This window comes from Myxococcales bacterium, assembly GCA_016703425.1.
GTDB lineage: Bacteria > Myxococcota_A > Polyangia > Polyangiales > Polyangiaceae > JADJCA01.
The window spans coordinates 199,214-225,144 of the sequence record JADJCA010000009.1 but is presented as its reverse complement, the minus strand read 5'-3'; the positions used below and the strand labels follow the sequence as shown (position 1 = coordinate 225,144).

At 67.5% G+C, this 25,931-nt stretch carries 26 protein-coding genes and 1 tRNA gene; 10 read left to right on the top strand and 17 right to left on the bottom strand.

Features of this window, described 5'->3' with window-relative positions; genetic code table 11:
• Nucleotides 1-12: 12 nt before the first annotated feature.
• A complete protein-coding gene (locus IPG50_18640; GenBank protein ID MBK6694201.1) occupies nt 13-807 on the bottom strand; it encodes a hypothetical protein in 795 nt (264 codons plus the stop codon).
• Nucleotides 808-860: 53 nt separating this feature from the next.
• On the opposite strand from IPG50_18640, the gene IPG50_18635 reads away from it, so the two are divergent.
• The gene (locus IPG50_18635) at nt 861-1,415 is read left to right on the top strand and encodes a YceI family protein (GenBank protein MBK6694200.1); all 555 of its coding nucleotides are present in this window, start codon (nt 861-863) and stop codon (nt 1,413-1,415) included.
• Here IPG50_18635 and IPG50_18630 read toward each other — a convergent pair.
• Together IPG50_18630 and IPG50_18625 are read right to left on the bottom strand one after the other, a co-directional pair.
• A complete protein-coding gene (locus IPG50_18630; GenBank protein MBK6694199.1) occupies nt 1,404-1,862 on the bottom strand; it encodes a hemerythrin domain-containing protein in 459 nt (152 codons plus the stop codon). The two genes, IPG50_18635 and IPG50_18630, sit on opposite strands and share 12 nt — an antisense overlap.
• 156 nt (nt 1,863-2,018) lie before the next feature.
• Nucleotides 2,019-3,332, bottom strand: a complete 1,314-nt coding sequence (locus tag IPG50_18625; protein ID MBK6694198.1) for a hypothetical protein — start codon at nt 3,330-3,332, stop codon at nt 2,019-2,021.
• Between the two features lie 211 nt (nt 3,333-3,543).
• Here IPG50_18625 and IPG50_18620 point away from each other — a divergent pair, with 211 nt between their 5' ends.
• A complete protein-coding gene (locus IPG50_18620) occupies nt 3,544-4,566 on the top strand; it encodes a hypothetical protein (GenBank protein MBK6694197.1) in 1,023 nt (340 codons plus the stop codon).
• Here the strand turns inward: IPG50_18620 and IPG50_18615 are convergent.
• On the bottom strand, nt 4,538-5,212 hold the full coding sequence (locus tag IPG50_18615; protein MBK6694196.1) for a DUF1345 domain-containing protein: 675 nt from the start codon (nt 5,210-5,212) through the stop codon (nt 4,538-4,540). The two genes, IPG50_18620 and IPG50_18615, sit on opposite strands and share 29 nt — an antisense overlap.
• A complete protein-coding gene (locus IPG50_18610) occupies nt 5,209-6,219 on the bottom strand; it encodes an alpha/beta hydrolase family protein (GenBank protein ID MBK6694195.1) in 1,011 nt (336 codons plus the stop codon). Before IPG50_18610 ends, IPG50_18615 begins: the two co-directional genes overlap by 4 nt.
• Before the next feature lie 62 nt (nt 6,220-6,281).
• Here IPG50_18610 and IPG50_18605 point away from each other — a divergent pair, with 62 nt between their 5' ends.
• The 3 genes from IPG50_18605 (at nt 6,282) to IPG50_18595 (ending at nt 8,308) form a co-directional block, all read left to right on the top strand.
• Nucleotides 6,282-6,491 (top strand): hypothetical protein, encoded by a 210-nt coding sequence (locus tag IPG50_18605; protein MBK6694194.1) that lies wholly within the window; start codon nt 6,282-6,284, stop codon nt 6,489-6,491.
• Nucleotides 6,492-6,531: 40 nt separating this feature from the next.
• Nucleotides 6,532-6,963, top strand: a complete 432-nt coding sequence (locus IPG50_18600; GenBank protein ID MBK6694193.1) for a heme-binding domain-containing protein — start codon at nt 6,532-6,534, stop codon at nt 6,961-6,963.
• Nucleotides 6,964-7,042: 79 nt separating this feature from the next.
• Nucleotides 7,043-8,308 carry a hypothetical protein gene (locus IPG50_18595; GenBank protein MBK6694192.1) on the top strand — a complete coding sequence of 422 codons (1,266 nt, stop codon included), beginning with the start codon at nt 7,043-7,045 and terminating at the stop codon, nt 8,306-8,308.
• Nucleotides 8,309-8,326: 18 nt separating this feature from the next.
• Here IPG50_18595 and IPG50_18590 read toward each other — a convergent pair whose 3' ends face one another.
• The 4 genes from IPG50_18590 to IPG50_18575 form a co-directional block, all read right to left on the bottom strand.
• Nucleotides 8,327-9,292 carry a serine/threonine protein kinase gene (locus tag IPG50_18590; GenBank protein ID MBK6694191.1) on the bottom strand — a complete coding sequence of 322 codons (966 nt, stop codon included), beginning with the start codon at nt 9,290-9,292 and terminating at the stop codon, nt 8,327-8,329.
• A gap of 217 nt (nt 9,293-9,509) precedes the next feature.
• Entirely contained in the window at nt 9,510-9,710 is a 201-nt protein-coding gene (locus IPG50_18585; GenBank protein ID MBK6694190.1) for a CPXCG motif-containing cysteine-rich protein, read from the bottom strand.
• 104 nt (nt 9,711-9,814) lie between these two features.
• Nucleotides 9,815-9,890, bottom strand: a tRNA-His gene (locus tag IPG50_18580).
• Between the two features lie 85 nt (nt 9,891-9,975).
• Entirely contained in the window at nt 9,976-11,004 is a 1,029-nt protein-coding gene (locus IPG50_18575) for an SMP-30/gluconolactonase/LRE family protein (protein MBK6694189.1), read from the bottom strand.
• A gap of 185 nt (nt 11,005-11,189) precedes the next feature.
• On the opposite strand from IPG50_18575, the gene IPG50_18570 reads away from it, so the two are divergent.
• Nucleotides 11,190-12,314: a hypothetical protein gene (locus tag IPG50_18570; GenBank protein ID MBK6694188.1), complete on the top strand. Its 1,125-nt coding sequence runs from the start codon at nt 11,190-11,192 to the stop codon at nt 12,312-12,314.
• Nucleotides 12,315-12,356: 42 nt separating this feature from the next.
• On the opposite strand, the gene IPG50_18565 is transcribed toward IPG50_18570, so the two are convergent.
• Together IPG50_18565 and IPG50_18560 are read right to left on the bottom strand one after the other, a co-directional pair.
• Complete coding sequence (locus IPG50_18565; GenBank protein ID MBK6694187.1) at nt 12,357-13,436, bottom strand: hypothetical protein; 1,080 nt, start codon at nt 13,434-13,436, stop codon at nt 12,357-12,359.
• Nucleotides 13,433-14,458: a histone deacetylase gene (locus IPG50_18560; GenBank protein MBK6694186.1), complete on the bottom strand. Its 1,026-nt coding sequence runs from the start codon at nt 14,456-14,458 to the stop codon at nt 13,433-13,435. Before IPG50_18560 ends, IPG50_18565 begins: the two co-directional genes overlap by 4 nt.
• A 283-nt stretch (nt 14,459-14,741) precedes the next feature.
• On the opposite strand from IPG50_18560, the gene IPG50_18555 reads away from it, so the two are divergent.
• Complete coding sequence (locus tag IPG50_18555) at nt 14,742-16,199, top strand: hypothetical protein (GenBank protein ID MBK6694185.1); 1,458 nt, start codon at nt 14,742-14,744, stop codon at nt 16,197-16,199.
• A gap of 85 nt (nt 16,200-16,284) precedes the next feature.
• On the opposite strand, the gene IPG50_18550 is transcribed toward IPG50_18555, so the two are convergent.
• From IPG50_18550 to IPG50_18530, 5 genes are all read right to left on the bottom strand, one after another.
• Nucleotides 16,285-17,022 (bottom strand): HEAT repeat domain-containing protein, encoded by a 738-nt coding sequence (locus IPG50_18550; GenBank protein MBK6694184.1) that lies wholly within the window; start codon nt 17,020-17,022, stop codon nt 16,285-16,287.
• A 156-nt stretch (nt 17,023-17,178) separates the two neighbouring features.
• Nucleotides 17,179-18,051 carry a hypothetical protein gene (locus IPG50_18545; protein MBK6694183.1) on the bottom strand — a complete coding sequence of 291 codons (873 nt, stop codon included), beginning with the start codon at nt 18,049-18,051 and terminating at the stop codon, nt 17,179-17,181.
• Nucleotides 18,052-18,107: 56 nt separating this feature from the next.
• Nucleotides 18,108-19,163 (bottom strand): outer membrane beta-barrel domain-containing protein, encoded by a 1,056-nt coding sequence (locus IPG50_18540; GenBank protein MBK6694182.1) that lies wholly within the window; start codon nt 19,161-19,163, stop codon nt 18,108-18,110.
• 185 nt (nt 19,164-19,348) lie between these two features.
• The gene (gene ftsY / locus IPG50_18535; protein MBK6694181.1) at nt 19,349-20,548 is read right to left on the bottom strand and encodes a signal recognition particle-docking protein FtsY; all 1,200 of its coding nucleotides are present in this window, start codon (nt 20,546-20,548) and stop codon (nt 19,349-19,351) included.
• 157 nt (nt 20,549-20,705) lie between these two features.
• On the bottom strand, nt 20,706-22,517 hold the full coding sequence (locus IPG50_18530; protein ID MBK6694180.1) for an Ig-like domain repeat protein: 1,812 nt from the start codon (nt 22,515-22,517) through the stop codon (nt 20,706-20,708).
• 312 nt (nt 22,518-22,829) lie between these two features.
• Here IPG50_18530 and IPG50_18525 point away from each other — a divergent pair, with 312 nt between their 5' ends.
• From IPG50_18525 to IPG50_18515, 3 genes are all read left to right on the top strand, one after another.
• Entirely contained in the window at nt 22,830-23,720 is an 891-nt protein-coding gene (locus IPG50_18525) for a HEAT repeat domain-containing protein (GenBank protein ID MBK6694179.1), read from the top strand.
• Between the two features lie 111 nt (nt 23,721-23,831).
• Nucleotides 23,832-24,554: a HAMP domain-containing protein gene (locus IPG50_18520; GenBank protein MBK6694178.1), complete on the top strand. Its 723-nt coding sequence runs from the start codon at nt 23,832-23,834 to the stop codon at nt 24,552-24,554.
• Between the two features lie 35 nt (nt 24,555-24,589).
• Nucleotides 24,590-24,961 carry a YraN family protein gene (locus IPG50_18515; protein MBK6694177.1) on the top strand — a complete coding sequence of 124 codons (372 nt, stop codon included), beginning with the start codon at nt 24,590-24,592 and terminating at the stop codon, nt 24,959-24,961.
• Nucleotides 24,962-25,008: 47 nt separating this feature from the next.
• Here the strand turns inward: IPG50_18515 and IPG50_18510 are convergent, their stop codons facing one another.
• The gene (locus IPG50_18510) at nt 25,009-25,623 is read right to left on the bottom strand and encodes a hypothetical protein (protein MBK6694176.1); all 615 of its coding nucleotides are present in this window, start codon (nt 25,621-25,623) and stop codon (nt 25,009-25,011) included.
• Between the last annotated feature and the right edge of the window lie 308 nt (nt 25,624-25,931).

The following is a 25,931-nucleotide window of genomic DNA, read 5'->3' as shown; positions in this document are numbered from 1 at the left end:
GCCGGTGGCCCGTCACGGGACGCCTAAGAGATCGAGCACGTGCCGCGCGCTTTCGGGCCGGTCGCTGGCTTCGTGGTTGAGGCAGCCGCGGAGGGCAGCCTCCGTCGCGGGCGCTACGGGAAGGGGCGGCAGGTGGATGGGCACGTCGCCTGCCAAGACCAAGGCGAGCGCATCGGACGCGACGTCGCGCCGAAGCGGCGTGCCCAGCAGCACGGTGACGAGCGAAGCCGCCATCGCGAAGAGATCCGACCGAACGCTCGCCGCTTCCTCACGGGCGATCTCCGGCGCCGCCGTCGCCAACGTGCCGCGAAAGGCGCCGTCGCGCGGCGGACCGCCATCCCGGTAGGACGCCAAGCCGAAATCGACGAGCCACGCGCCTACGTCGACGTCGTCGACGGAGACGAGGACGTTCGAGGGGGAGAGGTCGTTGTGGAGCACCTCGAGGGGGCCGTGCTCGTCGTCGGCCTCGTGGACCCGCGCGAGCGCCAGAAAGGCGCTCTTCGCGACGAGTGCGAAGCGAACCGCACTCTGGGCTGGGAGAGCCTCGAGCGGCGAGCCGACGAGCGTCTCCATGCGCAGGTAGGCCCCGTGTTCATCGTGGCCCCGTTCCAGGAAGCGCGGGGCGCCGCGTCCCCCAAGGGCCGCGAGGATGATGCCTTCGCGCTCGAAGGCGGCGGCGGCTTCTTCCGACGATTGGGCGCGCGTCAGCAGGCGCTTCTCGACGAAGGTGAGGGCGCCATCGCGCACGAGGAGCGTCTCCGCGGTACCGCTCCGCCCGAGCACGTTTGCCTCTCGGCCCTGGACCATCACAGGGGAGGTTTGCCGACGCGCGCGCCGGGCGCAAGGTCTAGCATCGACTCATGCTCCTCGACGCCACGACTCCCGGCGCGGAACTCGTCGTCTGTACCTTCAAAGAAGGGGTCCTCGCGGCGGCGGGCCACGACCTCCGACTTCGCTTCGAGCGATTCGTTGTCGAATTCGTCGCACCCGCCTCTCTCACCGTCACAGCCTTCGCCGACTCGCTCTCTGTTGTCACGGCGCTGGTGCGCGGCGAGGTCGCTGACGGGGCGCTCTCCAAGAGCGACAAGCTGAAGATTGCGCGCGTGGCCCGGGAGGAGGTGCTCGAGGCGGGACGCTTCCCCACCATCACGTTTCAGGCGACCTCGATCTCGGCGGACGGCGACGCGGTCCACATCGCCGGAGACGTCACCCTCAAGGGGCACCGCCGCGCGCTGCGGCTCGAAGCGCAACAGGTGGGGGACCGCCTCGTCGTGACCTGTCGCGTTCACCAGCCCGACTTCGGCCTCAAGCCCTATTCGGCGATGTTTGGGGCGCTGCGGATCAAGGCTGACGTCGAGGTGACGGCGACGATGCCCGCAGCCCCATTCTTGGCGTCGAGCCCGTCAGCCCCCTGACTGGTCGATGGCCACGATGTCGTCGCGCAAGACGTCTTCACCGAGCAGGTCCCGCTCCTCCGCCGACATGTCCCGGAGGATCGTGTCCACCAGCGCGTTGGCATCAGCGGCCAAGGCTTGCGCGGGCTCCTTCTGCGCGCGGTACGAAAGCTCGCGGAGCGCGGCGCGTTGGGCCGAGTGCTCCTCGGACATGTGCGCCAGTCGCTCGGGGCCCCATGAGTCGGCCCCTTCGACGACGTCGGGCAGGAGGCTCTCCTCGCTCTCAAGGTGGCGGAAGAAGACTTCGATGAACTCCATCAGCGAGTGACGCAGCGTGTCGCTCACGGCGGAGTCCTTCTCAGCCGAATGCGTGAGCATCCGAATGTCCTGGAGGAGGGCCCGGAGGCGCACGTGATCGCGCAGAATGTGCTCGCGAATCTCTCCCGGTGACTTGGGTTCGTGGGGCATGTGGCTCCTCCCCTGACGCGTCAGGCGCAGCTTCTTCGTCTCGTGAAAAGCGTGCATCGTCGCGCCGACCGACGGGGCGAGGGTGTCGCGCTTTTCTCGGTTCGACGAGGCCGCATAGCGGCCCGGCAGCAAGTCTGATGCCGCCTCGCTGCGGCGTCAGCGATTGCCGAGCGGCATTCCCGGGCGGTACACGTTGTCTTCTTCGCCGGTCACCAAGACCACCTCGGCTCGGTCGATGCCCTTGAAGATTTGCTCGTAGGTCATCGGCTGCTCGTAGGACAGAAAGCCCTTCACAATGGCGCGCGAGGCCTCCGGCATCGAGGTGAAGAAGGACGGCATCGCGTTGGTGACGAACTCCATGTACTTCGTTCCCGTCGGATCGTCGGGGTTGAGCGCGGCGCGGGTGCCCGCCAAGGTCCCGTCGACGTACGCGAAGGTGTCGCAGCCGTTCATGAAGAACACCTGGTATTGGCCCGTCTTCCAGCGACCCTTCTGCGCGAGGGCCCGCACGTTCTGCCCTAGGCCAGCGTGGCCGTTGTATGCGATGAGATCGGCTGTCGGAGAGAGAACCTCGTAGCGCCGGTCGAAGCTCTCGGGCGCCGCGCCGATGTTGTCGACGAGGAGCGCGGTCACCTTGATGACCTTGCCGTCGCCGAGCGCCGCTTCGTAGGTGATGTCCGGCGCGCCGATACCAGGTGCGCGCGGGATGCTCGCAGGGGTCGTCGTTACGGTGCCCTTGGCGCGCGCGAACTCCGTCCGCAACATGTCCGCGAACTCGTTGTAGGCGGAGATGCCCGCGTCGTTCGAGGTGGCGCCGTCCTTGTATTTGCCAAAGATCGCGATGACCTCGAGGCGACCGTCTTCCCAGATCTTTTGATACTCGGGATACTTGTCCTTCGTCTGCTCCGACGAGCGGCGCACCGTCGCGACGGACTTGACGACCTCGGCGTCTGCGAGGGCGCACCCGTCGTTCAGCGGCCGGTAGTAGTACCACATGCTGCCTTCGTCGACGTCGTGAGCGCCCCAGTCGACGCACTCGTGCTTGTGCTGTTCCGTAAACGAGCGCTGCGCCGCATAGCCGACGCTTCGCGGGAGGACGAACGTGTAGCTTGCAGGGATCGTCCTCGGGTTGCCCCAGGCGACTTGCAGCACGGCGTGATAGCGGATCCGCGTCTCGCCGTTCTGCGTCGCGCTTTGCTCCACGTTGGTGAGCTTGACGGTGTCGAGGCGCCCGACGCTGCGCTCGCCGTTGAGCTGACCCACCGTGTAGAGGAGCTGGTCGTCGATCGGCTTCCAAGGCGAGTCGCTGACGACCTCGCCGTCGAACTCGAACTCCAGGAGAACGGCCTCGTTGCTGCTGAAGGCGCCCTCGTCGACGTCGGTGTCCGCGGCGCTGGAGGCGCAACCAACCGCACAGGTCGCGGCGAGCAAGAAGTTTCGGCCTTGGATGAGCAGGGCATTGGACCGCATGCGGGTCGCTCCGCAAGGGTCGTTCCATCGCCGAAAGCTCCGGAAAGCCTACGATTGGGCCCCTTTGTAGAGCCTCCGCGCGGCTTCCCCCCGTCGCCCGGCGACAACCCGAGATCGTTGGCGATCCGGGATGCCCCGCCAACGCGGTCCTCCCTTCGCACGCTTAAGAAGCGCCCTCCATCGGTCGTTCTTCGTGGTGGAGGTTCCCCCCTTGCTCCACGCGCGCGGCCTGCTGGTCGCTCTCCTCGCTGCGGTCGCCGTCGCCTGCGGAGACGCGGCGAGCAAACCATCCGAGTCGTTTGGCGAAAGGCGCCAGCTCATCGTCGGTGGCCTTGTCGATCCGACGCACGGCTCGGTCGTCGCGTTGCTCCGGGCGGCCGCCGACCCTCTTCCGATCTGCACCGGCACGTTGGTGGCAACGGAGCCCGCGAAGCGCATCGGCTGGGTGATCACGACGGGACCGTGCGCAACGGCCGCCGTGGCTCGCATGGCCGACGACACTCGCAAGGAGCCGTGCCGCGACTTCGACGTCGCGCAGCGGGAGTTCGTGACCGTCGTCGGCGAGCCGACGGGAGAGGTCGCGGTCCTAACCGTTCGTGGCGTGTTGGCCGACACGCCGTTCACGCCCTTGCTTCCGCGTGCCGATGACCGACTCAAGGCGGGCGCGGCGTTCGTGCAGGTCGGCTACGGGACGACGCGCTCGCCGCTGCTGGGGCCCGACGATGGCAACAGCACCAGGCGCTCGCTCGTTCGGACCATCAAGAGCTTGTCCGAGTCAGCCATCGTCACCAACTACGCTGCCGGCGGCGCCTGCCTGCGCGACGAAGGCGCGCCGGCGCTCTGGTTGCACGAAGGCAGAGAGACCGTTGCTGGTCTCCACTGGTCCCAAAACGGTGATTGCACGAGAACGGCTACGGCGGTGCGGCTGTCGGGGGTCGAAGCGAAACTTCGCTCCATCATCGAAGGTCAGCGCGGCGCGTTGATGGCTACGCCGTCGCCTCCTTCGGAGAGCGCTCCCGACGCTGCCACTCCCGCGGCGGCGCCTTCGCCGCCCGCGTCGGTCGATGACAACAACGATGACACCCAAGAGAAGACAACGAGCGTGTCAGCGCGCCTCGATGCCGGCTGCTCCGTCGCGGCTCCTACGCCGTGGCCCCGGCTCCCGTGGCCCGGGCTCCCGTGGTCGGCCCTGCTCGCGCTTCTGCTCAGGTCAAGAAGCCGAAGACGAGGTTGAGCACCAACGCGAGGATCGTCGTGTTGTAGATGAACGACAGCAGCGCATGCATAAGGGCGGCTCTTCGCAAGAGCGGTTGGGTCACGGCGACGTCAGAGACCTGGAAGCACATCCCGATGGTGAACGCGAAGTAGGCAAAATCCAACTCCGAGGGGCGCTCGGTGCCGGGAAAGGCGAGGCCGCCTTCTCGACCCTTGGCGTAGAACAGGTGCGCGTAGCGGAGCGTGAACGCCGTGTGCGTGAGGGTCCACGACAAGATGACCGCCGCCACCGCGAGGGTGCTCCAAAGGATCGACTCGGCGCCCTCGTAGGCGCGCGCTCGACGAAGCACCACGACGCCTGCAAAGAGGCTGAAGAGGCTCGCCATCACAGCCAACAAGAAGACCATCGTGCGTCCCGGATCTTCGGCGCCCGCGAAGGTGCGCGTCGTGTCGGCGTCGGCGCGAGCGATGCGCGGCCACACGATCGAGAGCAACACGAAGGCTGCCACGTCCCAGCCCACCACGCCGCGAAGGTGCCAGTCGACCTGCCGCGGACACAGAGCCGCCGCCAAGAGGCCACACACGAGGGCGAGCATGAGTCGGCCTGACGCGCGGCGCGTGCTGAAAAACGTGTAGCGCGGGCCGATGCTGTCCGGCGGTGTCATGGGCTCGCCATCCTGACGTGCCGCGCTTGGTCGACGGGTGTGGGCAAACGCTCGATGGCGTCGAGCACGGCTCGGCGCATCGCGCGTCGCCCCGAGAAGAGAGCCGAGACGTGGCCGCCGCGCACCCAGCGCAGCTCCGCTCCCCAGTGCTCCGCGAGGGCGACGGTGCCTTCGCGCGCCACGAAGCCGTCAACGGTGCACCCGACGACGACGGTCGCCGCGCGGCACACGGGCGCCGCTAGCCGCGAGAGGTCAGCGACGTCGAGGACCTCCGCGAGGCGTCCCCGTGCATCCACGACGCGACCGTCGACGTCGAGTGCTTCGAAGGCAACGCTTCTCGAGAGGAGTCCCTCGGTGTAGATGGTCGCGGGGCGAATCGTCGCGGCCATGGGCACGACGGCGAAGGAGCGTCGGAGGAGCGCGCCGGCGAGCGCCGCCATCGCACCGCCCATGCTGAAGCCGGTCACGGCCGTTCGCGAAAAGCGCTCCCTCGCGAAGTGGCGCAGGAGCGCGTCAACCTCCGCGAGCGTGGCGAGGTTCATGCGCAACTGATCGACGACCGTTGGGAGCGACGCTGACCGTTGCCCTCGCGCTCTGCGTGAACCGTAATACGCGTTCTCAAGGAGGAACACGTCGACGCCTTCATCGGTGGCCAGCTTCGACCAAATCGCCTCGCGAAGTCCGTAACCCTCCTCGCGCGACGCGGCGAGGACCACGACGGCCGCTCTCTCTTCGCGCGGACGAAGCGGCTCAAGGTGCCGAACGGTCGCCGTGCTCACCTCTGGCGGAAGCGAGGTGGCTGGTGACGGAAATGCGAGATCAAGGGCCCGGGCGCCCGCGAACCGTGACTGGGCGGGGGTTCTCTTCACCGCGGGCGCGGCCGCGTCGTCCGCGACGAAGAGGCCGCCGGTTACGATGGCCTCGAGGGCCTGGCGATCGCCCCACCCGCACGTGAACATCGGATCGCGCGCACCGAGGCGCGCCACGAGCTCGTCGATGAGACGCACGGCGGCAGCGTAGACCCTGCCTCGCGTGGCCGCGACGTTTTCGACGTGCGAGACTCGGCGCCATGAACAAGCGCTCGGGGCTCCTCGCACTGGCCTTCGTTCTCGTCACCGCTGTGGCGATCCCGGTCGCCTACTTCGCGGCGCTCCTCGTGGTGCCGAACCGAACGGCGGAGGGCCACGGCCTCATGCCCATCGGGCAGGTGGCCTTCGCGATGGCCGTCGGGCCGGTCCTCGGCGCAGCGGCCGCGTACCTACTGGCGCGCCGCCTCTGAATGGCCGCGCCTCTCCCCGTGCGCCGTGCCATAAGGAGACATGCGAAGGGGCAAGCTCGTGAAGGTCTTCGGCGCCCTCTTTGGGGCTCTCCTCGTCCTGCAGCTGGTGCCCGCATCGCGGACCAATCCGCCCGTGACTCAGGACCTCGAAGCTCCGCCGGCGGTGAAGGCGTTGCTAAAGCGCGCCTGCTACGACTGCCACTCCAACGAGAGCGTTTGGCCTTGGTATGCGCGCGTCGCGCCGGCGTCGTTCCTCGTGTCGCACGACGTCAAGGAGGGCCGAGAGCACTTGAACTTCTCGGAATGGGACCGCGTCGCTGCGGAGAAACAGCCGCGCAAGCTCAAGAAGGCGGCGGCCTCCCTCAAAGACGGGAAGATGCCGCTGCCGATCTACTTGCCGCTCCACCCTGAGGCGCGCCTGACGCCAGAGGAGCGCGACACCCTCACCGCCTGGCTCAGCAGGCCCCGCTAGCGCAATTGCGCCGGGCGACCGCTCCCGCCCTTCAATGGCGTCGCGGGGTCACCGTGAATGTGCTCCGCTTCATCGCGGCATGACGCCCAGTGACAAGACGCGGCTCGCTTGGTCCGCGGGGCTCGCGCTCTTGGGCGCGGTCGCCGCCGCCTCGATGTTTGGCTTCACCGTTGACGATGCGTGGATCTCGGTGCGTTACGCGCGCCACCTCGCGTCGGGCGCCGGCTACCGCTTCAACGTGGGGGGCGACATCACCGACGGCGTACTGGCGGCGCTTCTTGTGGTCATCGCCGTGCCGCTGGCCGCGCACGCGGCGAGCGGCATGGAGACGCCGCTGGCCACAGGCCTCGCCACGTGTGCTGCATGCATGATGCATCGACCCCGGCTGGCCGCGGTGCTTGCCGGGATGGCCGCGCTCTTTCGACCGGAGCTCGTCGTGTGGGCGGCTTCGTTCGCGCTCGGCGCGGAGTTCGCTGCGCGGCGACGTATCGCGCCGGTGGCCCGCGCGGTCCCTTCGGCCGTCGTCAACGCGCTCTTGGCGAGCGCGCCATTTCTTCTCGTCGTGGCGGCGCGCATGGTCGTCTTCGGGAGGCCTGGGCCGCTCGCTCTGGTGGCCAAGCCCGCCGATTTGGCGCAGGGGCTCCTTTACCTCGTGGCCTCTGCCGCGGCCCTCACGCCCATCGTCGCTTTTGCGCCGCGCGCCGCGGCTCGCGCGGGAGGGCGAGCCGCCGTCCTCGGCGCGGCGGCCGTTGCCCACTGCGTTGCCGTCGCTTTCGTCGGCGGTGACTGGATGCCGTACGCGCGCCTCTTTGTGCCGATCGCGCCGGGGTTGGCTCTTGTGGCTTGCGACAGTGGCCCCTTCGCTGCGGCGTGGGCCCGGGCGCTGCGCGGCGGTCTCGCGCTCGCGTACGGCGTCTTCTTGCTGCTCGGCGCGGCGCCCGTGGGGCGGCGCGTCGGCGAGCATCGGCACGCGCTCGCCGAAAGGGCTCGTCCCTGGCTCGAAGGGTTGGGCAGCGTCGCCGCGGTCGACATAGGGTGGCCGTCGAGCGTCTTCGAGGGAACGTTCGTCGACCTCGCGGGGCTGACCGATCCGGCCATCGCGGCGCTCCCCGGGAGTCACACGTCGAAGCGCGTCGACGCAGCGTTGTTGCTCGATCGACGACCCGATGCGCTGCTCTTCTACGCAGAGCGCCGCCCCGGCGACCCTTGGAACGAGGTGCGGTACGTGCACCTCGTGGAGCAACGGCTCGCCACCTCGGAGCTTGTGGAGAAGCACTACGTTCCGCGCACGTACCTACCGCTGGTGGGCGACAAGGGCTACGTGCTCTGGATGCGTCGTGAGTAGCGCCGACGTGCGCGCCGGCTACTCGTCTCGGCGCGGATCAAGGATGCTCGGGAGAGCCGGCTGAGCAAACGTCGGGGTCGATGGCGGACTTCGGTCTGTCGCGTCGACGATGGGCGCCACCGGCAGCGCGCGGGCTGACGAACGAAAGGCGACGATGGCTGACTTGGCCATCTCGCTCGCGCTCTGAAAGCGCTCCGACGGCACGCGATGGATCGCTCGGGCAAAGAACTCATCAACGGCAGGCGGCACGTCGCTGACGAGCGTCGAAGGGGCCGGGGCCGGTCCTCGCGAGAACGAGACGACGAGCTGGCCCAAGGCCTCCGCGATGAAGGGCACGCGGCCCGTCAGGCATCGGTAGCCGACCACGCCCACGGCGTAGAGATCGCCGCGAATGTCCGTCGGAGCTCCGTCCAGCACGTGCTCCGGGCTCATGTGCTCAAGCGTGCCCGTGAGCGAACCCGGAGGCAGGCTCTCTCGTTCGTTGCTCTGCGCCTTGGTGCGCACCTTCGCGATCCCGAAGTCGAGCACCTTGACGAGGAGGCGGTTGTCCTCGGTGCACATGAAGATGTTGGCGGGCTTGATGTCGCGGTGGACGACGCCAACGGCGTGAGCCCGCTCGAGCGCACGGCAAACTTGAATCACCACCTCGCCGGCCGTCGCTGGCGCCAAGCGCCCAAGGCGGTTGAGCTGCGTCGCCAGATCTTCACCGTCGAGTAGCTCGTAGACAATAAAGGGAGAGCCTTCTTCGCTGATGCTCCGATCGAGGACTCGCACCGTGTTGCGACTGAAGAGGCGTGCGCCCAGCTCAGCCTCTCGGGCGAAGCGGGCGAGGATCTGGTCGCGTCCCCCAAGGTGGTCGTGCAGGAACTTGAGGGCCACGTCGATGCCGCGTGACTCGTCCCGAGCACGCCAGACGGTCCCCATGCCGCCAGCGCCGAGCTTCTGCGCCAATCGATAGCGCCCGGCTACCAACGTGCTGTTCATTTGCACGACAATCATCGTTCCCCCGCTGGGCAGTATCGCGTCTTCTCCGTCAAAGGATCACGAGAAAGCTCGTGCGACGCAGACCGCTCGGAACGAACCTACCTGCGCAGACATCGGTAACTTGCGCGGGAGACCGTCTACTCACAAGCCCGACCCTTGATGTTTTGGCCGTTCGCCTCGCGTCGACGCTTGTCTCTTAGCGGCGGGGCACGTCGCCCTATTCGCCGCGCTCGAGCCACACGAGGGGCTCACCGGGCGCTTCGCCTGGCTCCACGTGAACGACGCGAGGGCGGCAGCACACGGCGCAGTCCTCCGTGTAGCTCTGGTGCTCGCCGCCGCCAGGGTCGACGAAGAGCTCGTCCTCTTCGCCACAGAAAGGACACGCCACGACCGTCGACCTTCGGGCTTTCCGCTTCATGGGGGTCAGGCAGGCCCGTTCTCGGCGAGCCGGCACGGGCCCGCTCCTCGCGACTGGCCCTGGTCTTGAGCGCGTTCACACTGTGAACCGCGCTCTAGGTTTCTTGGGGTGACCGACGGGGCTTGAACCCGCGACATCCGGATCCACAATCCAGCGCTCTACCGACTGAGCTACGGCCACCGTACTTCCGGGAGAGGCATATTATCCGGCAACCGCATGATTGCAAGCGGTACCGTGGCAGGCGTCAACACCACCTCGGCGCGGCTCAAGGCGGGCCGGCGACCTCGAGGTCAACGGCATAAAGCGTGTCGAGTGCGGTGATGAACAGCGTCTTTCCAGTGCTGCCGCCGAAGGCCACGTTGGCGGGTTGCTGAGGCACGGGCAGCGTTCCCCAAGAGCTGCCATCGGGCGCAAAGATCGCGATGCCCGTCTCGACGGCGACGTAGACGTTGCCAGTGTCGTCGACGGCCATGCCGTCGGGGTGCGACGCCTCGGCGAACTTTCGTGGGTTGGACGTCGCCCCGTCGCTTGCGACGTCGTAGGCGCGGATGAATCCCGATGCCTCGTCGGTCACGTAGAGCGTCGCGCCCGATGGCGAGAGCGCGATGCCGTTGGGCTTCGCGAGGTCGTCGGCCACGAGCGCCATGACCTTGTTGGGGCCAACGCGATAGACGCCGTTGAACTCGAGCTCGCGAGCTCCTTGGACCGAGTAGTCGGGGTCGGTGAAGTACACCGTGCCGTCGCTTCGCACGATGACGTCATTCGGCGCATTGAGCTTCGCGCCCTGCCACTCGGCGGCGATGATCTCGGGAGCTCCGCCGTTCGAGGGCGTGCGCGTCACGCGCCGGTTCTTTCCTTCGCACACGACGAGTTGCCCCTGCGCGTCGACCGCGAGACCGTTCGAGCCGCCGCTCGGAAAGCGATAGGTCGAGAAGGTCGCTGGCGGAGCAAAGCGCTCGATCGAGTTGCCGTCGAGGTCTGAGAAGAAGAGGCTGCTCGACGCGGACCGCCACACGGGGCCCTCGAGCGAGCCGTACCCCACGGCGACCTTGGTCACCGCGCCGGCGCCGGCCATCGGATTCTTCGGCTGCGCTGGCGGCGTCGGCGAGGTCGCGTCCTTCTTGCCTCCGTCGGGCGTCTGCGCGGCGGCATCGTCGTCGGTCATGTCCGGCGACGGCGTGTCGGTCGGGCTCGCGCTCGGGCTCGCGGAAGGCGCCGCGCCGCCGGCGCCTCGCTCGAAGAGCTCCGTGCTGCTGGCGCCGCTGCACGCGCCGAGGAGGAGGGCGAGGAACACCAGACGGGACAGGGAGGGGGGCAGGGAAGAGGGCGTTTGCATCCGAATTTGCGGTGAGCATAGCGGTCCTTTTTCGACGCGCTCGTCCCACCGCCCAAAGAAATGCGATGGAGCGCTTCCGTGTCGCCTTGAGGAGACAGTGCGCCGGACGTGCGACGCTTTTCGCATCGCGCTACACAGCGAACGTGGTCAGCGGAGGAACCAAGCGAAGGGCGAGCGCAGCGAACTCGGCAAGCCCACCGTGGCTCGTCTTGGCCGTTTGCGCGCACGCCCTCGCGTGTGCAGCCGAGTCGGGGCCTGCCGAGGCCACCGCCGATGGCGCGACGTCTCGAACCGGCCTGGCGGTCGATGGCGGCGCGCTGCTCGACGCGGCCGCTGCCAGCGACGCAGGTCCGGGCGACGGAGGCGGAGCCGACGCCGCGCCCGTGCCGCACCCGGTGGGCTGCGCCTCGACGACGACGCCCGCCCACCACGTCTTCACGTGCAGTGGCCTTTCCGTCGAGGTCGAAGTTCCGCCCGCGTGCAGCGTCGGCGGCTGTGGTCTCGTGCTCGACGTCCACGGCCTCACGATGGACGGCAACCAAGAGGATCGAAGCACGGGCCTCCGCGCGCTCGCCGAAGCTCGCAAGGTCATCGTGGTCCAGCCAACGGCGCCGACGGGCCTCCTCGGGCCCTCGTGGAATCCAAGCACCGACGACGACAAGGTCTGGGCTGCCGTTCGCGACATCCGTGAGGCCTTCGTCGTCGATCGGCGCCGTGTTCACGTGACCGGCTTTTCGCAGGGCGGCGCCATGACCTTCCGGCTCTTGTGCGCGCACGCCGACGAGATCGCGTCGGCGGCACCCATCGCCGCAGCCGACGCCAAATCTCTCGACAGCAACATGCCCCCGTTTCGCCTCGACTGCCCTTTCGATGCGTCGCGCAGCCCGGCGCGGCCCCTCTCGATCCTTCACATGCACGGCACCAAAGACGGCCTCGTGCCCATCGCGAAAGGTCGGCAGCAACGCGACGCGGCGCTCGCGTGGCTAGGGCCCCACGTCGAGTCCACAGTCTCCGAGAGCGCGACGCACAAGCATCGTCGCTTCGCGAGCGCCGCGAAGGGGGTGGTCTACGAGACCCTCGAGCACGACGGTGCCATCACGCCGCCCGCTTTGCCGCTGCCGGTCGCCATCGCGGGCCATTGTTTCCCCGGGGGTACCGATCTCGGGCCATCGCCGGGCCACGCGCTCTACTTCAGCTGCGCCGCGCCGATGTCGTTCGTGTGGGGCGAGTTGCTGCTGGACTTCTTCGCAGCCAACCCGATGCCTTGAGGCAGGTTCAGTGGGCGAACGCGCCGCTTCAAAAAGAGCGCGCTAAGGACACCGCGTCAGGTCGGCGCCACTTGCGAAGCGCTTGGTGAAGGCGGCCCACGCCCTTGCGTTCTCCTCGGGGCCGCAGCGAAAGGGGACAGCTCGGCTCACCTCGCCTCGCACGATGGCGCGATGCTCCTTGTACCAACGCAGCGCCAGCTCGGCGCCGTACTCGCGAACGCTCTCGCCGTTGCCTCGCTGGAACGCGTAGTACGTTCCGCCACGGACGACCGTGTCGTTGGGGGCGTAGGGGGCAAGGCAGGCCGTCGTCGTGGCCGCGAGCTTTCCCTTCGGAAAGCAGCGCGTGAGGATCGCCGCGTAGTCGCCTTGCAGCGCGCCCTCGGACCAACCCTCGTCATTGATGTGAAAGAGTTCGTGCACGAGCGTCTCACGCACCGAGCTCTCGTCTTTGAGGAGCGACCCGGCGACGTTGTACGAGATGTTGCCGTCAACGACGAAGGCCGACGGCGTCGTCCGGCCGACGGAGCGGAAGAAGAGCAAGAGCTCGGGTGCCCGCCGGTAGCGGAAGCGAACGCCGGCCCGCTCCTCCACACGCGTCAACGTGTCGTCGATGTCGATGAGTGCCGCCGCAGCCCACTCGAGGTGGCGCCGGTCCTTGTCCAGTGGCGGAGCGGGAACCAGCTGGATCACGCCGCGAAACCCGCCGTCCATCGTCTCCGCAACGCCAAGCCCCGCGACGGTACCGGTCTTCTCGAAAAGAGAGCGCGCGAGCGCCGCGGCCTTCGTGTCGGGAGCGTAGCCCTGCTCGAACACGCAGGTCGCGAGGCGCTCGGGTGCGGCATCCGCGCAGGGCTCGACGGGGAGGCTGGCGCGACGAAAGCGAACGCTCAAGCGCTTTGCATCGTCTTCCGTCGAGCCTCTGCCCGCGCCAGTGCTCGAATCGGGGCCAGCGTCGGCAGTCGAGGTCGGCGCCGCCGACGGCAACGGCCCGCTCGTGGTTGCGAGCGCCTCGGCGCGCGGCGCGCGGGCCGTCTCGCGCGTCTCCGAGCAACTGGCGAGGCACGCGCCAAAGGCGAGCCAAGCGGCGAGGGCTCGCGGTCGCTGCGCCCGGCGCGAGCTCACGTCACCGCTCGCCAGAACTCTTTCGCGACCATCGCCGAACGGCTTACGTCGACGGCATCCGCGTCACGCGCGATGTCGGGCGCGCGCTTGTCGACCATGCCATCGATGGCCGCTCGCAGGCCGGCTTCGAGGGAGGGCAGGTCGTAGCCGCCCTCGAGCACCAGCGCCATGCGGCCTTGCGCCGACGCGTCGGCGGCCTTCGCGAGGCTCGCCGCCATCCAGCCGAAGGCCGCGGCGGAGAGCTCCATGCCGGCGAGCGGATCGCGCAGCGCAGGGTCGAAGCCCGCGCTGACGAGCACGAGCTCCGGCGCATAAGCTTCGATGACCGGGAGGAGGACGCGCTCGAAGGCGGCGCGGTACACGGCATCGCCGCCGCCGGCCAAGAGCGGAACGTTCACGGTGTAGCCGTAGCCATCGCCCGAGCCGCGCTCCAGCGCGGCGCCGGTACCAGGGTAAAACGGAAACTGGTGCGTCGAGGCGTAGAGGACCGACGGATCGCCGAAGAACGCGTCTTGGGTCCCGTTGCCATGGTGCACGTCCCAATCCAGCACGAGGACGCGCTTGACCCCCCGACGACGAGCGTGCGCGGCGGCAATCGCCACGTTGTTGAGCAGGCAGAATCCCATGCCGCCACTTGGCCGAGCGTGATGTCCCGGCGGCCTCACCAACGCGAGCCCTTTGGTCGTCGTGCCCGCCAAGAGTTGATCGACCAGCTCGACGAGACCGCCGGCCGCCAGCTCCGCCGCGTCGACGCTCCCCGGCGCAACGAAGGTGTCGCCGTCGACCTGCGCGCTCTTGCCCCGCAGTCCGTGGAGCACGTCCACGTACTCGGCGTGATGGATCGCCTCGGCCTCGGTGCGCGTCACCGCCCGCGCGAGCACGGGCGCTGTCGTCCGCCCCGAGGAGGCGAGCGCTGCCCGGGCCGCCGTGAGTCGCTCGGGCCGCTCTGGGTGGGCGCCGCTGGCGCGATGGGCGTCGAAACGCGGATCGTCCAAGACCAGCAGGTCCACAGCAGACGCCATCGCTCAACGGTTCTATCAGGGTGCTCGCATCCCGGCCATGGCCCGCAGCGGATGACCTCCCAGACCGGCGTGTCAACGCCACCCCCCGATCGAGCGATGTTGCGGCGAATCCCGGGCGGGTGTTAGCGTGTTCACCGCTCGGGCTTTAGGCATCGGATGTCGCAGAGAGCCCGGCGAATTCGCTGAAACGAGCGCTTTCGAGCGTGATCCCCCGGCCCGCCCGTGAATTTTCACGGTCTCGTTGGGGATCGCCGCCAGTCGGCGTACGGAGAGCCGAACACCCATGCGAAACAAGATCATCGCCGTCAACGCAGTGATCGTCGTCTTGATCGGAATTCTGGCCTTTGCCCTGGTGCGAGGAACCCTCGTATCGGCATCGAGCAATTCCGCAGCAACGGCGGCCGCCGCCAAGCGCGACGCCCAGTCGGCCTCGGCGCGGTTGCAGCTCGATGGCCTTCGGATGGAGCGCTGGCTTGCCGGAAAAGCCGGTGAAGCCGCCACGATGGAGGTCCTCGCCAAGGCGAGCCCCTCGGCTCGGGCCGATGCCGCAACGGCGCTATGCGACGGGGTTTTGGCCGCTGCCAAGCAGGTGGCCGTCTTTCAAGGGGCAGTTCCTTCGCTCGTTGTTCTCATCGACGCGCAGGGCAAGAGCATCGGCCGAAACGGCTCAAACCTCGGCCGAGGCGACGATCTTGCGACGCTCTACCCCGGTCTCAAGCAGGCGCTCTCGGCCGGGACCAGCGGCTCCGACGTGTGGATCAACGCCGCCCGCAACGACCAATACCTCGCCTCCTACGCCCCCGTTCGTGATGAGGGGGGCAAGCTCGTCGGCGCGATTGCCGCTGGCTTCACGCTCAACGACGAACTCTCTCGCGTGAGCGAAGCCGTGACCGGCAAGGGCCTCAAGATGGTCATGCTCGCCGGCGACGCCGTGAACGTCGTGGCCAGCTCGTCGCAGGCGGCCGAGGAGCTCGCGCAAGCGATTCAGGGCCCCGCCAAGGGCAACGTCAAGAACGCCATCTCGAGCGGCTCGGCCGCGTCGGCGGAAGTCGCTGGAAAGATTGTGGTCTCCGCCTCGCCCATCGAGGGATTTGGTGACGGCAAGCGCGTCGCCGTGGTGGCCGCCGTGCCGGCCTCGTTCCTCGAGGACATCAGCGGGATGCTCTTGCCCCTTATTGGGGGCGCCACCGTGCTTGGCCTCGTGATGGTCATCATCGCCGGCTGGTTGCTAGGCAACTTCATCACCGGCCCCATCACGACGCTTGAGGAGGGCCTGCTCGCCATCCTCAATGGGCAGACCGACAAGCGGTTCCAGCTCGACCACCCGGATCTCGGCGGGCTCGCCTATCGGATCGACCAGCTGCTCAACCAGCTCATGGGCATCGAGGAAGACACCACCGACGAAGAAGGGCGCGCTTCCAAGGCACCCACGGCGGCGAATTTTTCAGACGCGATGTCCGTCGACAAGGGCGGCGGTGACGGCACCGAAGGAATGGATGCCGCGGCGCTTCAGGCGCTCGCAAGTGAACCCACCGAGCAATATTACGCGCGCATTTACCGCGAGTACATCAGCGCGAAGCGCGCCCTCGGCGAGGCCGTCGATCACATCACCGACGCCGCGTTCCGTCAGCGCATCCAAGGCATGGAGCAAGACGCCAGCTCGAAGTACGGCAAGCCTGTTCGCTACCGGGTGCAGACGCGAGGCCGCGAGGTCGTCCTGTTGGCTATCCCGCTGGGGTGAGCCGCTAGCGCAACGACGCCACCGAGGGCCGCTTCCAAAGGGACGCGGCCCTCTCCCATTTTGTGGTCTTGCTCGCGCCAGTGACTCAGCGGCGCAGCGCGCCGTCCGATGCCATGGCCGCGCCGGGCGGCAGCGCGGAGGCCACGACGTCGCGCAGGTCTTCGGGGACGAGCCAGCCGCGGCTCGCAAACCCGTCGACGATCTTGTTCTTCACGCGGAAGCTCTCTTCCGCTGCGAGCGCCCTCGCGAGGGACGTCGCCGCGGCCGGGTCTTCTTGGACGAAGAGCGCCGTGACCGCGTGGAAGCGGGCCGGCTCGTTCACGTCCTCGAGGAAGCGCTCCACGGCAGCACGGATTTCACCATGCTTGTGGTCCTCGAGAGCAGCGAGAATCTGCAACTTCGGGTCGATGAACTTGGCGTATTCGGTGTCCCATCGGGCGAGCCACGCGAGGAGCTCACGAACGTAGTCATCCTCCGAGACGAGCTCCTTCACGACGCGCATTGGCCAGCTGAGGCTCTCGGCCTTTTGCGCGAACGTGCGGACGGCAGGAAGCACCTCAGGGCCCACCGCGAGGATGCCGCGAAACGCGGTCTCTTTCTCCTCCTGGTCCGTGATCGACGGATCAATCTGGAACGTGAAGCGCTTCAGCAGAGCAGCGGCCGCTTCAACGGTACCGATGTCGCACAGCTTGCCGATGGCTTCTTGCCGCTCGTACGTTTGCGCGCGCTTTGCCGTAGCGGTGTCGGCGTATTTCTGGACAGCCGACGAGGCTTTGCCGTCGCCACCTTTGGCGCCGCCCTTGAAGAGATCGAAAAGGCCCATTCGGAGAATCCCTCACCGCGGACGACCACGGAAGGCTGGCAGGTTAATGCGCAGGTCGCACCCTCGCCAGATCCGTTTTGAAATTTCCAAGGCCCGAAATGACGAAACGCGGACTCGAAGGTCGAGTCCGCGCCCATCGGTACGCCGGTGGCAGCGTTAGTCGCTGCTCTTCGGCTTCGTCGGGAGGGAGAAGCCAACCGCCAGCGTGACCATCTGGTTGAACTTGAAGGTCCGATCTTCGGAGTTCACCACGGGGCTACCGGCAAGGCCGTTGGGGTACTTGCCGTTGGGGCCCGCACCGCGAGAGTCGAAACCGCCGCGGTTCCAGGAGAACGGGAGCGCGCGGTATTCGATGCCGATCGAGACGAGGTTGCCCGTGTAGAAGTTGAGACCGAGCCCGAACGTCGGCGCCACAGCCGTGCGACTCACGGCGGTGAAGGACTGGGGCGTCGTGCAGAGCGGCTGGCCTTGTCCGCCACAGTCGCCGCGCTCTTTCACGCCAGCGAACGCCACGCCGAGGTGCAGGTACGCGTCGGTGTCGACGAAGATGTTCTGGAACAGCGACAGCTTGCCGCGGAAGGGGACGAACTGCACCTGGGGCGCCGCGACCCAATCGATTTGGCCAACCTGGCTCTTGAACTGATCGGCGCCCGGCTTGCCCGAGACGTTCGACGCGGTTCGCGAGTTACGGAGCGCCTGCTTGTCGATCTGGTCCGTGAGGTCGGTGGTTGTTTGAAGCGCGCCAAACGCACCCCAGACGCCGATGCCAAGCCAGTCCTTCACGTTGTACTGGAGCCGGCCGCCAGCGAACAACGTTCGCCGGTACTCGTCGAGCAAGGTGAACGAGACGGCCGGGGCCACCTCGAAGCGACCCTCACGGTGCAATCGCAGCTTGCGCACGGCGGGGGCGCCTGCCAGCGGCCCGGTGATCTGAATTTCTTGAGCCGCCGCCGGTTGCGACGCGCCGACGAGGGCAAGCCCCCCTACGGCCAGTGCCACCAACGACCGCGTGACCGTTCGCCTGTTCATCGCAGTCCTGCTTTCGCTCTTCGGATCACGAGCGTCGAATCGCGTTGCTTGGGACGTCATTTGGGAAGCCGGTACTCCCAGCTGAACGGCAAGAACACGCTGATGCCGAGCTGAGCCTGAACGTTGTTGGTGAGTTGCTTGTCACCGAACCAAGTGCCGGGATCCTGCTGCTTCTGTTGGGTCGCCGCGAGGGTAAGACTCTCAAGCTCCTCTTGGTAGACGTAGTCGCGCACTTCGAGCATCGCCGCGAACCAACGATTGAAGAAGATGCGGAGTCCGACGCCCGCGTTGAACGCGATCTTCGGCTTCCAATCGAACTTGCGGTTGTCCGGATCGATGACGGCGATGGGGCGCGTCCACAGGCCACCGACGCCGCCGACGACGTAGGCGTCGAAGTGGAAAATGAAGTCGCCGAAGCCCGCGAACTTTCCGTAGACGGGCACGTAGCTGAAGTTGAGGTTCGCGTTCGCGAGGTACTCGTTGAGGGGCACCGCGACGCGCGCCGAGCGGCGGACGTCGGCGTTGAACGACGAATCGAAGTTCGTGTAGTAGGTGCCGTTCAGGCCGATCGCGAGGACGTTCGACAGGTAGTAGTTGAGCGCGAGGCCGGGCCCCGGGTGCGCCACGAACTGGTCGTTGAGGGTCTGCGACCAATACGGGTTGAGCTCGACGCGGCGCGCACGGAGCGCGTAGATCTGCTGGACGGCGTAGAGGTCCTGCTTGACCTCGCGGCCAGCAGCCTTCTTGACGTCTTCCGCCTTGGGACACGCGGAGGGGTCGATCTCACAGATGCCCCCTTCGCCGCCGGCGGCGGCGGCGGGGGCGGCAGGAGTATCGGCGGTGGGCTTCGCGGGCTCCTCGTCGAGGGAGATTTCTCCCCCGGCGGGCGCGGCCGGCGCAGCGGCGGGGGCCGCTGGCGCGGGCTTGGGCTTGCCACCCTTCTTCTGCGCCAATGCGTCGGAGCCCCAGAGGGCGAGCCCCAGGCACAGAATCGCCGAGAGGGCGGACTTGCCCCAACGCTCCACAGGCGTGCGTCGCTGACAACGCTCAAACGCCGCACACTTGCGTGATTGTCCCGAGGACAGCTGCCCGTCGGGCTTGGTTTGCTTCATCGCAATCCCTTCCGCATCCACTCACCTGCCGCGACCTGCGCTAGGTGTCCTAAGTATTGAAAAGAATTGAGGAATCAGGTGAGTCGCAAGAGTGGGCGAGAATCTACCACGCCCGTTCCGACACAATCAATCTCAAATGCGAATCGTTTCGCGGGCCACGCTTTCCCAGCTGGCAGACGGGGGGTTCAGGCGGCCGCGACCTCGTCTTCCTTGCCGAAGAGAGCCTCGACGAAGTCCTCGGGGTAGAACTCGCGCAGATCTTCTGCGCGCTCGCCCAAGCCGATGTAGCGAACGGGCAACTTGAGCTCGTCGCAGATGGCCAAGACGATGCCACCCTTGGCCGTGCCGTCCAGCTTCGTCAGCACGATGCCGGTGATGTCGAGGGCCTCTTTGAACATCGCCGCTTGCGTCAGCGCGTTCTGACCTGTTGTTGCGTCCAGCACGAGCAGGGTCTCGTGGGGCGCACCGTCGAGGGCCTTCGCGATCGACTTTCGCACCTTCTTGATTTCGTCCATGAGCGGCGCTTTGGTGTGCAAACGCCCCGCCGTGTCGTGCAGGAGCAGGTCCGCGCCCTTCTCCGTCGCCTTCGTGGCGGCATCGAAGGCGACGGAGCCCGGATCGGCGCCTTCCTTGCCCCGAACGACGTCCACGCCGACGCGCTTGCCCCACACTTCGAGCTGCTGCACGGCGGCCGCGCGGAACGTGTCGCCCGCGCCGAGCACGATCGATCGCCCCTCACCGTGGAACCTCGTGGCCAGCTTGCCAATGGTGGTGGTCTTCCCGACGCCATTGACGCCCACCATCAGGACGACCGTTGGCTTGGCGGGGAAACGGAGCGGACCACCGTCGAGCGAGAGTATGCGCAGCGCCTCGGCGCGCAGCGCGCTCCACACGGCGTCGGAGTCGGCCAGTTCGTTCTTCTTGAGGCCGTCCTTCAGCCGCTCAAGGATCGTGTGCGTCGTCTTCACGCCTACGTCGCTCGTAAGCAGTACCTCTTCGAGCTGTTCGATAATCGCGGGATCGATCTCTTTCTTCCCCGTGACAAGCGCCGTCAGTCGAGCGATGAAGCCGCCGCGCGAGAGGGCCAGGCCCTTGCGCAGGCCCGCAACGTCGCGCGGTCGCGCCTTGGCCGGCGCAGGGACCTCCGCCTTGGGAAGAGAGTCGGCGGCCGGGAGGACGTCCGCCGAGGGGAGGTCGATGGGCTCGGGCTTCGCCTTGATCGAAGCGGGGGCCTCCGCATCCCTCGTCGGCACGGACTTGTTCGACGCCGGCAGCGGCGCCTTCGACGCCTCGGTGCTCTCCGGCAGCGCCGGCTTCTTGCGCGTGAGGAGGAAACCAATGGCGACGAGAACGAGTACACCGACCAGAACAATCGTCATGTCCATCGAGGGCCGCTCCGTCGTGCTCCGTTTGCGGCGAGGGCCGCGTTCGGGCGCCGACTATAACGCAAACGTGCAGGTGCGTTGCCGAGAATGGAGCCTCCGCTTCGACGCCGCCTCGACGCGTGTCTGGCGGCGCCGGCGCGCCACGTGCGCCGCGGCCTCAGGCCTCCTTCGTTTGCCCCACAGGAAGCTTCGCAACAGCGACTTCCTGAGGCTTGAGCGCTTCGACCTCACCCTCCACGCGGCCGTCCACGGCCTCGGGCCCGAAGGCCGCCTGCTCCACGGCCTCGGCCCAGCGAGCCGGCGCGGAGCCGGGTGACGCGACGCGCTGCACGTGGTGGGGCGTCGGCTCCGGTTTCGCGTCGAAGGGGCGCCCCCGAACGCGCGCCCACTCCACGAGTCGATCGAGGAGCGCGCGACGCCGCGAGACCATGGCGACCTCGATCACGCTCGGCGGTGGCAAAGGCCGACGCAACGAGCTGTGGTGCGGCGCATCGACGACGAGGTCAGCCCGCGAACCGGGACGCGTGGGCGGAAGCTCAAACGCGCCTTCGGCGTCGGCGAATGAGCTTGCGATGACCTGTGTGCCAGTGAAGTCGTGCGTCTCGATCGTCAAGCGGGCGCCGCCGACCGGCGTGCGCTCGTGAGCATCCAGCACGCGTCCCCGAAGGCCCTGCCGCGGGTCCTTGGTGATCTCGACGACCGCGATGCCGGGGGCGGCCACGGAGCGCGTGCCGCGTTGCGACTTCGGGGCCTTGGGCTCGGTGCGCACGCGCCCCAGCCGTCCAACGGCGATGAAGAGCGCGACGGCGAGCGCGGCGGCGACGAGCGGAGCGCGCCGCCAAGGCGAGCTCTCGACGAGGGGGATCGTGACGCCGAGTCCCTCGGGCGCCTCCCACCACGGTGCGTCGGGCGTGAAGCGCAAGGACAGGGAGACCTCTTTTCGGTCCGGCGCCGAGAAGGACGCGGAGAAGGACGCTCGGCCGCTGGCCACCGGGGCCGCACCCACGACAGTATCGCCGAGACGCGCTTCCACCACGCCGCCCGGCACGCTGCCGCCGCGCGACGAAAGCGTCACCGTGATCGGCACCCCTTCCTCGGGGCTCTCGACAGCTTCAATGGGGCTGGCGAGCGCGAGCGACACGCGCGCTGTCTTCTCGATGCTCGTCGTCGCCGAGGCGCTCCCCGTCTCGTCGTCTCCGGGAAACAGCAACTTGAGGCTCCCGAGGCCCGGCTCGCCGAGCGCCCGCGTAGGAACGCGGAACGTGGCGCGCCCGGCTGCCTCGGTGACCTCCGTCGCAATGACGATCTCTCGGTCTGTCACCAACGTGAGGGGCAAGAGCTTGGCTGGGACCGACGGGTCGTCCTCGTCCTCGAAGGTCGCCAGGGCCACGACGGCGTGCTCCTCTCGATCGAGCGAGAGGCGCTTCGGCGGAGCGTCGAAGCGCACCGCGACGGATCGGCGGACAAGATCGGCGGCGAGGTCTGGCGAGGCGGCGTCGAGGAGCGGCGTGCCGGGGGATGTGAGCGTGACGAGGTAGCGCTCGGCGGGCAGCACGAGGCGTGCGCAGAATCCGCCAGCGTCGTCGGTCACGGTCACGACGGCCTCCGGCGAGAGCCTCGACAGGCCGACCCGCGTCGCGTCGCAAATCGTGGCCGACGCCCCCTCACCGAAGCGCACCTTCGACCCATCGGCGGTCCGCGCCGTGATCTCGACCTTTTGGCCCGCGAGGTGACCACCTACGTCGTCATCGAGCGTGCCACGAACGAAAAGCGCGCGCTGCGGGCGGGCCGGAGCGGCGTCGGGCGCAGCCGCGACGACCCGTCCCCTTAGCGCGTTCGCGGAGATCTTCGTCGTTCCACGCACCTTCACCTTCGTCCCTTGGGCCGTCCCTGAGGCGAAGATGAGCGCCGCGGCGGCGAGCCCACGGTGAAGCTTATGGAGTCGGCGTCCGTCCAATTCCCATCTCAACGAGGACTGCCATCCTCCGTCAAGCCCGGCCCGTCGTCCAGCAGCGGCCGACGGTGCCAGTGCAGCGTGCGACATCAGCCCGCGACACCAGCCCGCGACACCAGCCCGCGACACCAGCCCGCGACACCAGCCCCGGAAGTGCGACCACTCGGTGAGATAGGAAAAGGGAAGGGTAGCGTCATCGCTTCGCAACGAATGCTCGAGCCCATCGACTCCGTAGCCCCGCACCGACAGTGCGGGCGAGGTGAGCGTGAGAGCGGTGACGCGCAAGTTCGCGGCGTGGCGATTCGTCGTGGTACCCTTGCCCTTCGCATGACGCTGGCTCGACTGACCGCGCTCGCCGCGCTTTTCGTCGCAACGCTCTCGGCTTCGCCCGCCGCTGCGCAACGAGGCAACCGAACCGGCTTTCTCGTGGAGCGGCTCAAGTACCCGCCGAAGTCCGGCGTGAGCGACGACTTCCGTGTTCGCACGAACGCCGCGCTTGCCCTTGGCCAGACGAACGACGACGACGCCGTCGCGCCGCTCTGCACGGCGCTCGAGTCGGATCCCAGCGAGTCGGTTCGGCAGGCCGTCGCGGCCGCGCTCGGTCGCCTCGGTCGCAGCACGGCTGTGTCCTGTCTACGTGCCCGCACCGACGGAGAGGGCAAGGAGTCGAGCACTCAGGTGCGGTTGCAGATTGCACGCGCCGTCGCCGCCCTCGAGGCTTCGTCGGGCGAAACACGCGCCGAGAGAGCTGTCGTCGACGGCCCCTTCAAGCCGGCGCTGAACGAGAAAGCCAAGTACTACATCTCGATCGCGCCCGTGGCGACGAGCGGCGATCGAAGTCGCGATGAAATTCAGCGCATGGTGCTCGAAATCTTCCGCTCGAAGCTTGAAAGCGCGGGCCAGTTTCAGCTGGCGCCGGACGAGGAGTCGCCGAAGCTCGCGAAGGATGTCCTCGCGAAGCGCAAGCTCAGGGGTTACCAGCTCGCGTTGGGCGTGGACTTCGACTACGGCGGCACCGGTCTCCGCGTGAAGATCAAGTGCGCGGTCTTCAGCTATCCGAACCGGGACCTGAAGGCGCACTTCACGCCCGGCGCCGCTCAAGACGGCGTCAGCAAGGGAGACCGTGGCGCCGAGAACAATTTGCTCAAGATTGTATCGGGAGCCGCCGTCGACCAGTTCGTCCAGTCCATCGAGCAGTTTGCCCAGGCTTCCCGCTAGGTCGTATCCTTCACGGTCAGGCCGGAGCCCCGGCGTCACCGGAATTATTGATGCTTGCTCCGGAGAACAGCTGATGTTCGCATCACGAGCCCGACGGGAGGCCCCCACCCCATGACGACCTCCACCGCCGCACCGCCCGCGCCCGCTCAGCAGGGCGGTCGCCACCAGCGGAGCATCAAGAACTACCTTCTCGATGCTCGGTTTCAGCTCAAGTACTCCGGCTTTTTGGTCGGTGTAGCGCTCGTCGTGAGCGCGCTCCTCGGCGCCTTCCTCTACAGCACGAGCCGCGAGGTCGTGGCTCAGAGCCAGAAGGTCGTCGACGAGTCGCGGAAGGTCTCGGAAATCGTCCGGATGAACATCAAGGACGACCCGATGTACAAGGACAACCCCGAGCTTGCGAAGTCGTTCAACGACGAGTCCGGCGCGTCCGAGATGAAGATCGTCCAGCAACAGCAGTCGCTGATCAGCAAGCAGCGCACGATGCTTCAGTCGCTCGTCGGTGGCTTGCTCCTCATGTGCTTCATCATCGGCATCATGGGCATCTACATCACCCACAAGATCGCCGGTCCCATCTACAAGATGAAGATGCTCCTCCGGCAGGTGGGCGACGGGAAGCTCAACTTTCGCGCCGGTCGCCTTCGAAAGGGTGACGAGCTGCAGGAGTTCTTTGAGACTTTCGAGCAGATGGTGGAGAAGCTGAAGGCGCGACAGGCGAAGGAAGTCGCCACCCTCGAAGCTGCGCTCGAGGAAGCCCGACGCGCGGGCGTGGGCGATACGTCGCTCTCGAAGATTGCCTCTGTCCGCGACGAAATGAAGGCCGCCCTCGACGTCTGACGCAACTCTCTCGGGCGCGCTGCCGATGAGAGGGCATGAGCAACGCGCGCCACGAGCTGGGACGGAACGCCGAAGACCTGGTCGCCGCCTGGCTAGAAGACCGCGGGTTTCTCATCCTCGGGCGCAACGTGCGGCTAGGGCACCTTGAGATCGACATCGTGGCGAGGTGCCAGGACCTCGTCGTGGTCGTAGAAGTCCGCGCCCGTGGCCTCGGGGCCTTCGAGCGACCCTTAGCCAGCCTCGCGTCCCGAAAGCGCATGCGGGTAGTCCAGGCCGCCGAGCGGCTGTGGCGGCTGCGCATTCGCAACATGCGCGACGTTCGTCGCTACCGCATCGACGCGGCGTCGGTGGATCTCCGGACCTCACCGCCCCGTATCGAATACGTCGAGGGCGCCTTCACCGGTTGAAGCCCGGCGCGATCACTCGGTGCCGGAGGTGCCGCGCGCCTAGCGCCTCAGTTGCACTTCTTCGTGGCCGGGTCGCACGTCTGATCGCAGCCGGTCTTGTTGCGGTCGTATTTCGTGTTCGCCTTGATGCAATAGGCGCCCGTGAGGCCCGTGTCGCCGGCGCCGATGGAGGTCACGAGCTGCTCGCACGCGAAGCCGTCGGGGCACTGGCAGTAGTTGGCACCGTCATCGGTGCGGCCGTCGATGTTGGCGCAGCGGCATGAGCAATAGACAGCCTGCTCCGACGTGCGGCCAGCGCATTGCGGCGGGACCGCCTTGCCGTTCTTGGTGTCATCGGGCGGGCCGCTGATGGCCTCCGCGGTGCCGGGAATCACGCACGCCTTGGCGCCACCCGGCGGCTGGCCCTCTTTGTCCTGGCCGTAGGGGCAGGAGACGCGACCCTGGAAGTGATTCACGAGGCAGAGGCGTGTCTCGCACTGGTAGCTCTTGGACTCGACGTTGACTTGGTCGACGACGAAGCCGCTGAAGGTCGGGTCGTACTCCTGCTCGGGAACGCAGGGATCGCCGACGCCGGTTTGCTTGCACCCGGTGCCCGCGCCAACCACGACCGCCGCTGCGGCCGCCACACCCACGAGCCCTCGAGCGAAAAGGGGACCGATCATCGTGAAGAGCTCTCCTTGAACCAGTGCGGCTTCGGGGACCATGCTGGCGAATGGCCGACGAAGGCGCCGACCGTCATCGCTAGCAAGGGCAGGGCGAGAGCCCCACCAGAAATCACAAACTAGACGAGCGCGTTTGCTTCCGTCAAGCGACCTCGATGGCTGGGCGACCTTATGAGCGTCTCCGAAGGTTCACGGGCCAAAGGCGCACCTGGGACGCGGTTCTCCATTGACAAAGTCGAAAGGCGGCACTTAGCATCGCCGCGCTTTTCGTCCATTATTCGCTGAAATCGTTGAGATTTTTCTTCAGG

Coding starts and splice junctions, on each gene's coding strand:
- IPG50_18640 (MBK6694201.1), bottom strand. CDS start 807: ATGGTCCAGGGCCGAGAGGCAAACGTGCTCGGGCGGAGCGGTACCGCG.
- IPG50_18635 (MBK6694200.1), top strand. CDS start 861: ATGCTCCTCGACGCCACGACTCCCGGCGCGGAACTCGTCGTCTGTACC.
- IPG50_18630 (MBK6694199.1), bottom strand. CDS start 1,862: ATGCCCCACGAACCCAAGTCACCGGGAGAGATTCGCGAGCACATTCTG.
- IPG50_18625 (MBK6694198.1), bottom strand. CDS start 3,332: ATGCGGTCCAATGCCCTGCTCATCCAAGGCCGAAACTTCTTGCTCGCC.
- IPG50_18615 (MBK6694196.1), bottom strand. CDS start 5,212: ATGACACCGCCGGACAGCATCGGCCCGCGCTACACGTTTTTCAGCACG.
- IPG50_18605 (MBK6694194.1), top strand. CDS start 6,282: ATGAACAAGCGCTCGGGGCTCCTCGCACTGGCCTTCGTTCTCGTCACC.
- IPG50_18600 (MBK6694193.1), top strand. CDS start 6,532: ATGCGAAGGGGCAAGCTCGTGAAGGTCTTCGGCGCCCTCTTTGGGGCT.
- IPG50_18595 (MBK6694192.1), top strand. CDS start 7,043: ATGACGCCCAGTGACAAGACGCGGCTCGCTTGGTCCGCGGGGCTCGCG.
- IPG50_18590 (MBK6694191.1), bottom strand. CDS start 9,292: ATGAACAGCACGTTGGTAGCCGGGCGCTATCGATTGGCGCAGAAGCTC.
- IPG50_18585 (MBK6694190.1), bottom strand. CDS start 9,710: ATGAAGCGGAAAGCCCGAAGGTCGACGGTCGTGGCGTGTCCTTTCTGT.
- IPG50_18560 (MBK6694186.1), bottom strand. CDS start 14,458: ATGGCGTCTGCTGTGGACCTGCTGGTCTTGGACGATCCGCGTTTCGAC.
- IPG50_18555 (MBK6694185.1), top strand. CDS start 14,742: ATGCGAAACAAGATCATCGCCGTCAACGCAGTGATCGTCGTCTTGATC.
- IPG50_18550 (MBK6694184.1), bottom strand. CDS start 17,022: ATGGGCCTTTTCGATCTCTTCAAGGGCGGCGCCAAAGGTGGCGACGGC.
- IPG50_18545 (MBK6694183.1), bottom strand. CDS start 18,051: ATGAACAGGCGAACGGTCACGCGGTCGTTGGTGGCACTGGCCGTAGGG.
- IPG50_18540 (MBK6694182.1), bottom strand. CDS start 19,163: ATGAAGCAAACCAAGCCCGACGGGCAGCTGTCCTCGGGACAATCACGC.
- ftsY (MBK6694181.1), bottom strand. CDS start 20,548: ATGGACATGACGATTGTTCTGGTCGGTGTACTCGTTCTCGTCGCCATT.
- IPG50_18525 (MBK6694179.1), top strand. CDS start 22,830: ATGACGCTGGCTCGACTGACCGCGCTCGCCGCGCTTTTCGTCGCAACG.
- IPG50_18520 (MBK6694178.1), top strand. CDS start 23,832: ATGACGACCTCCACCGCCGCACCGCCCGCGCCCGCTCAGCAGGGCGGT.
- IPG50_18515 (MBK6694177.1), top strand. CDS start 24,590: ATGAGCAACGCGCGCCACGAGCTGGGACGGAACGCCGAAGACCTGGTC.
- IPG50_18510 (MBK6694176.1), bottom strand. CDS start 25,623: ATGATCGGTCCCCTTTTCGCTCGAGGGCTCGTGGGTGTGGCGGCCGCA.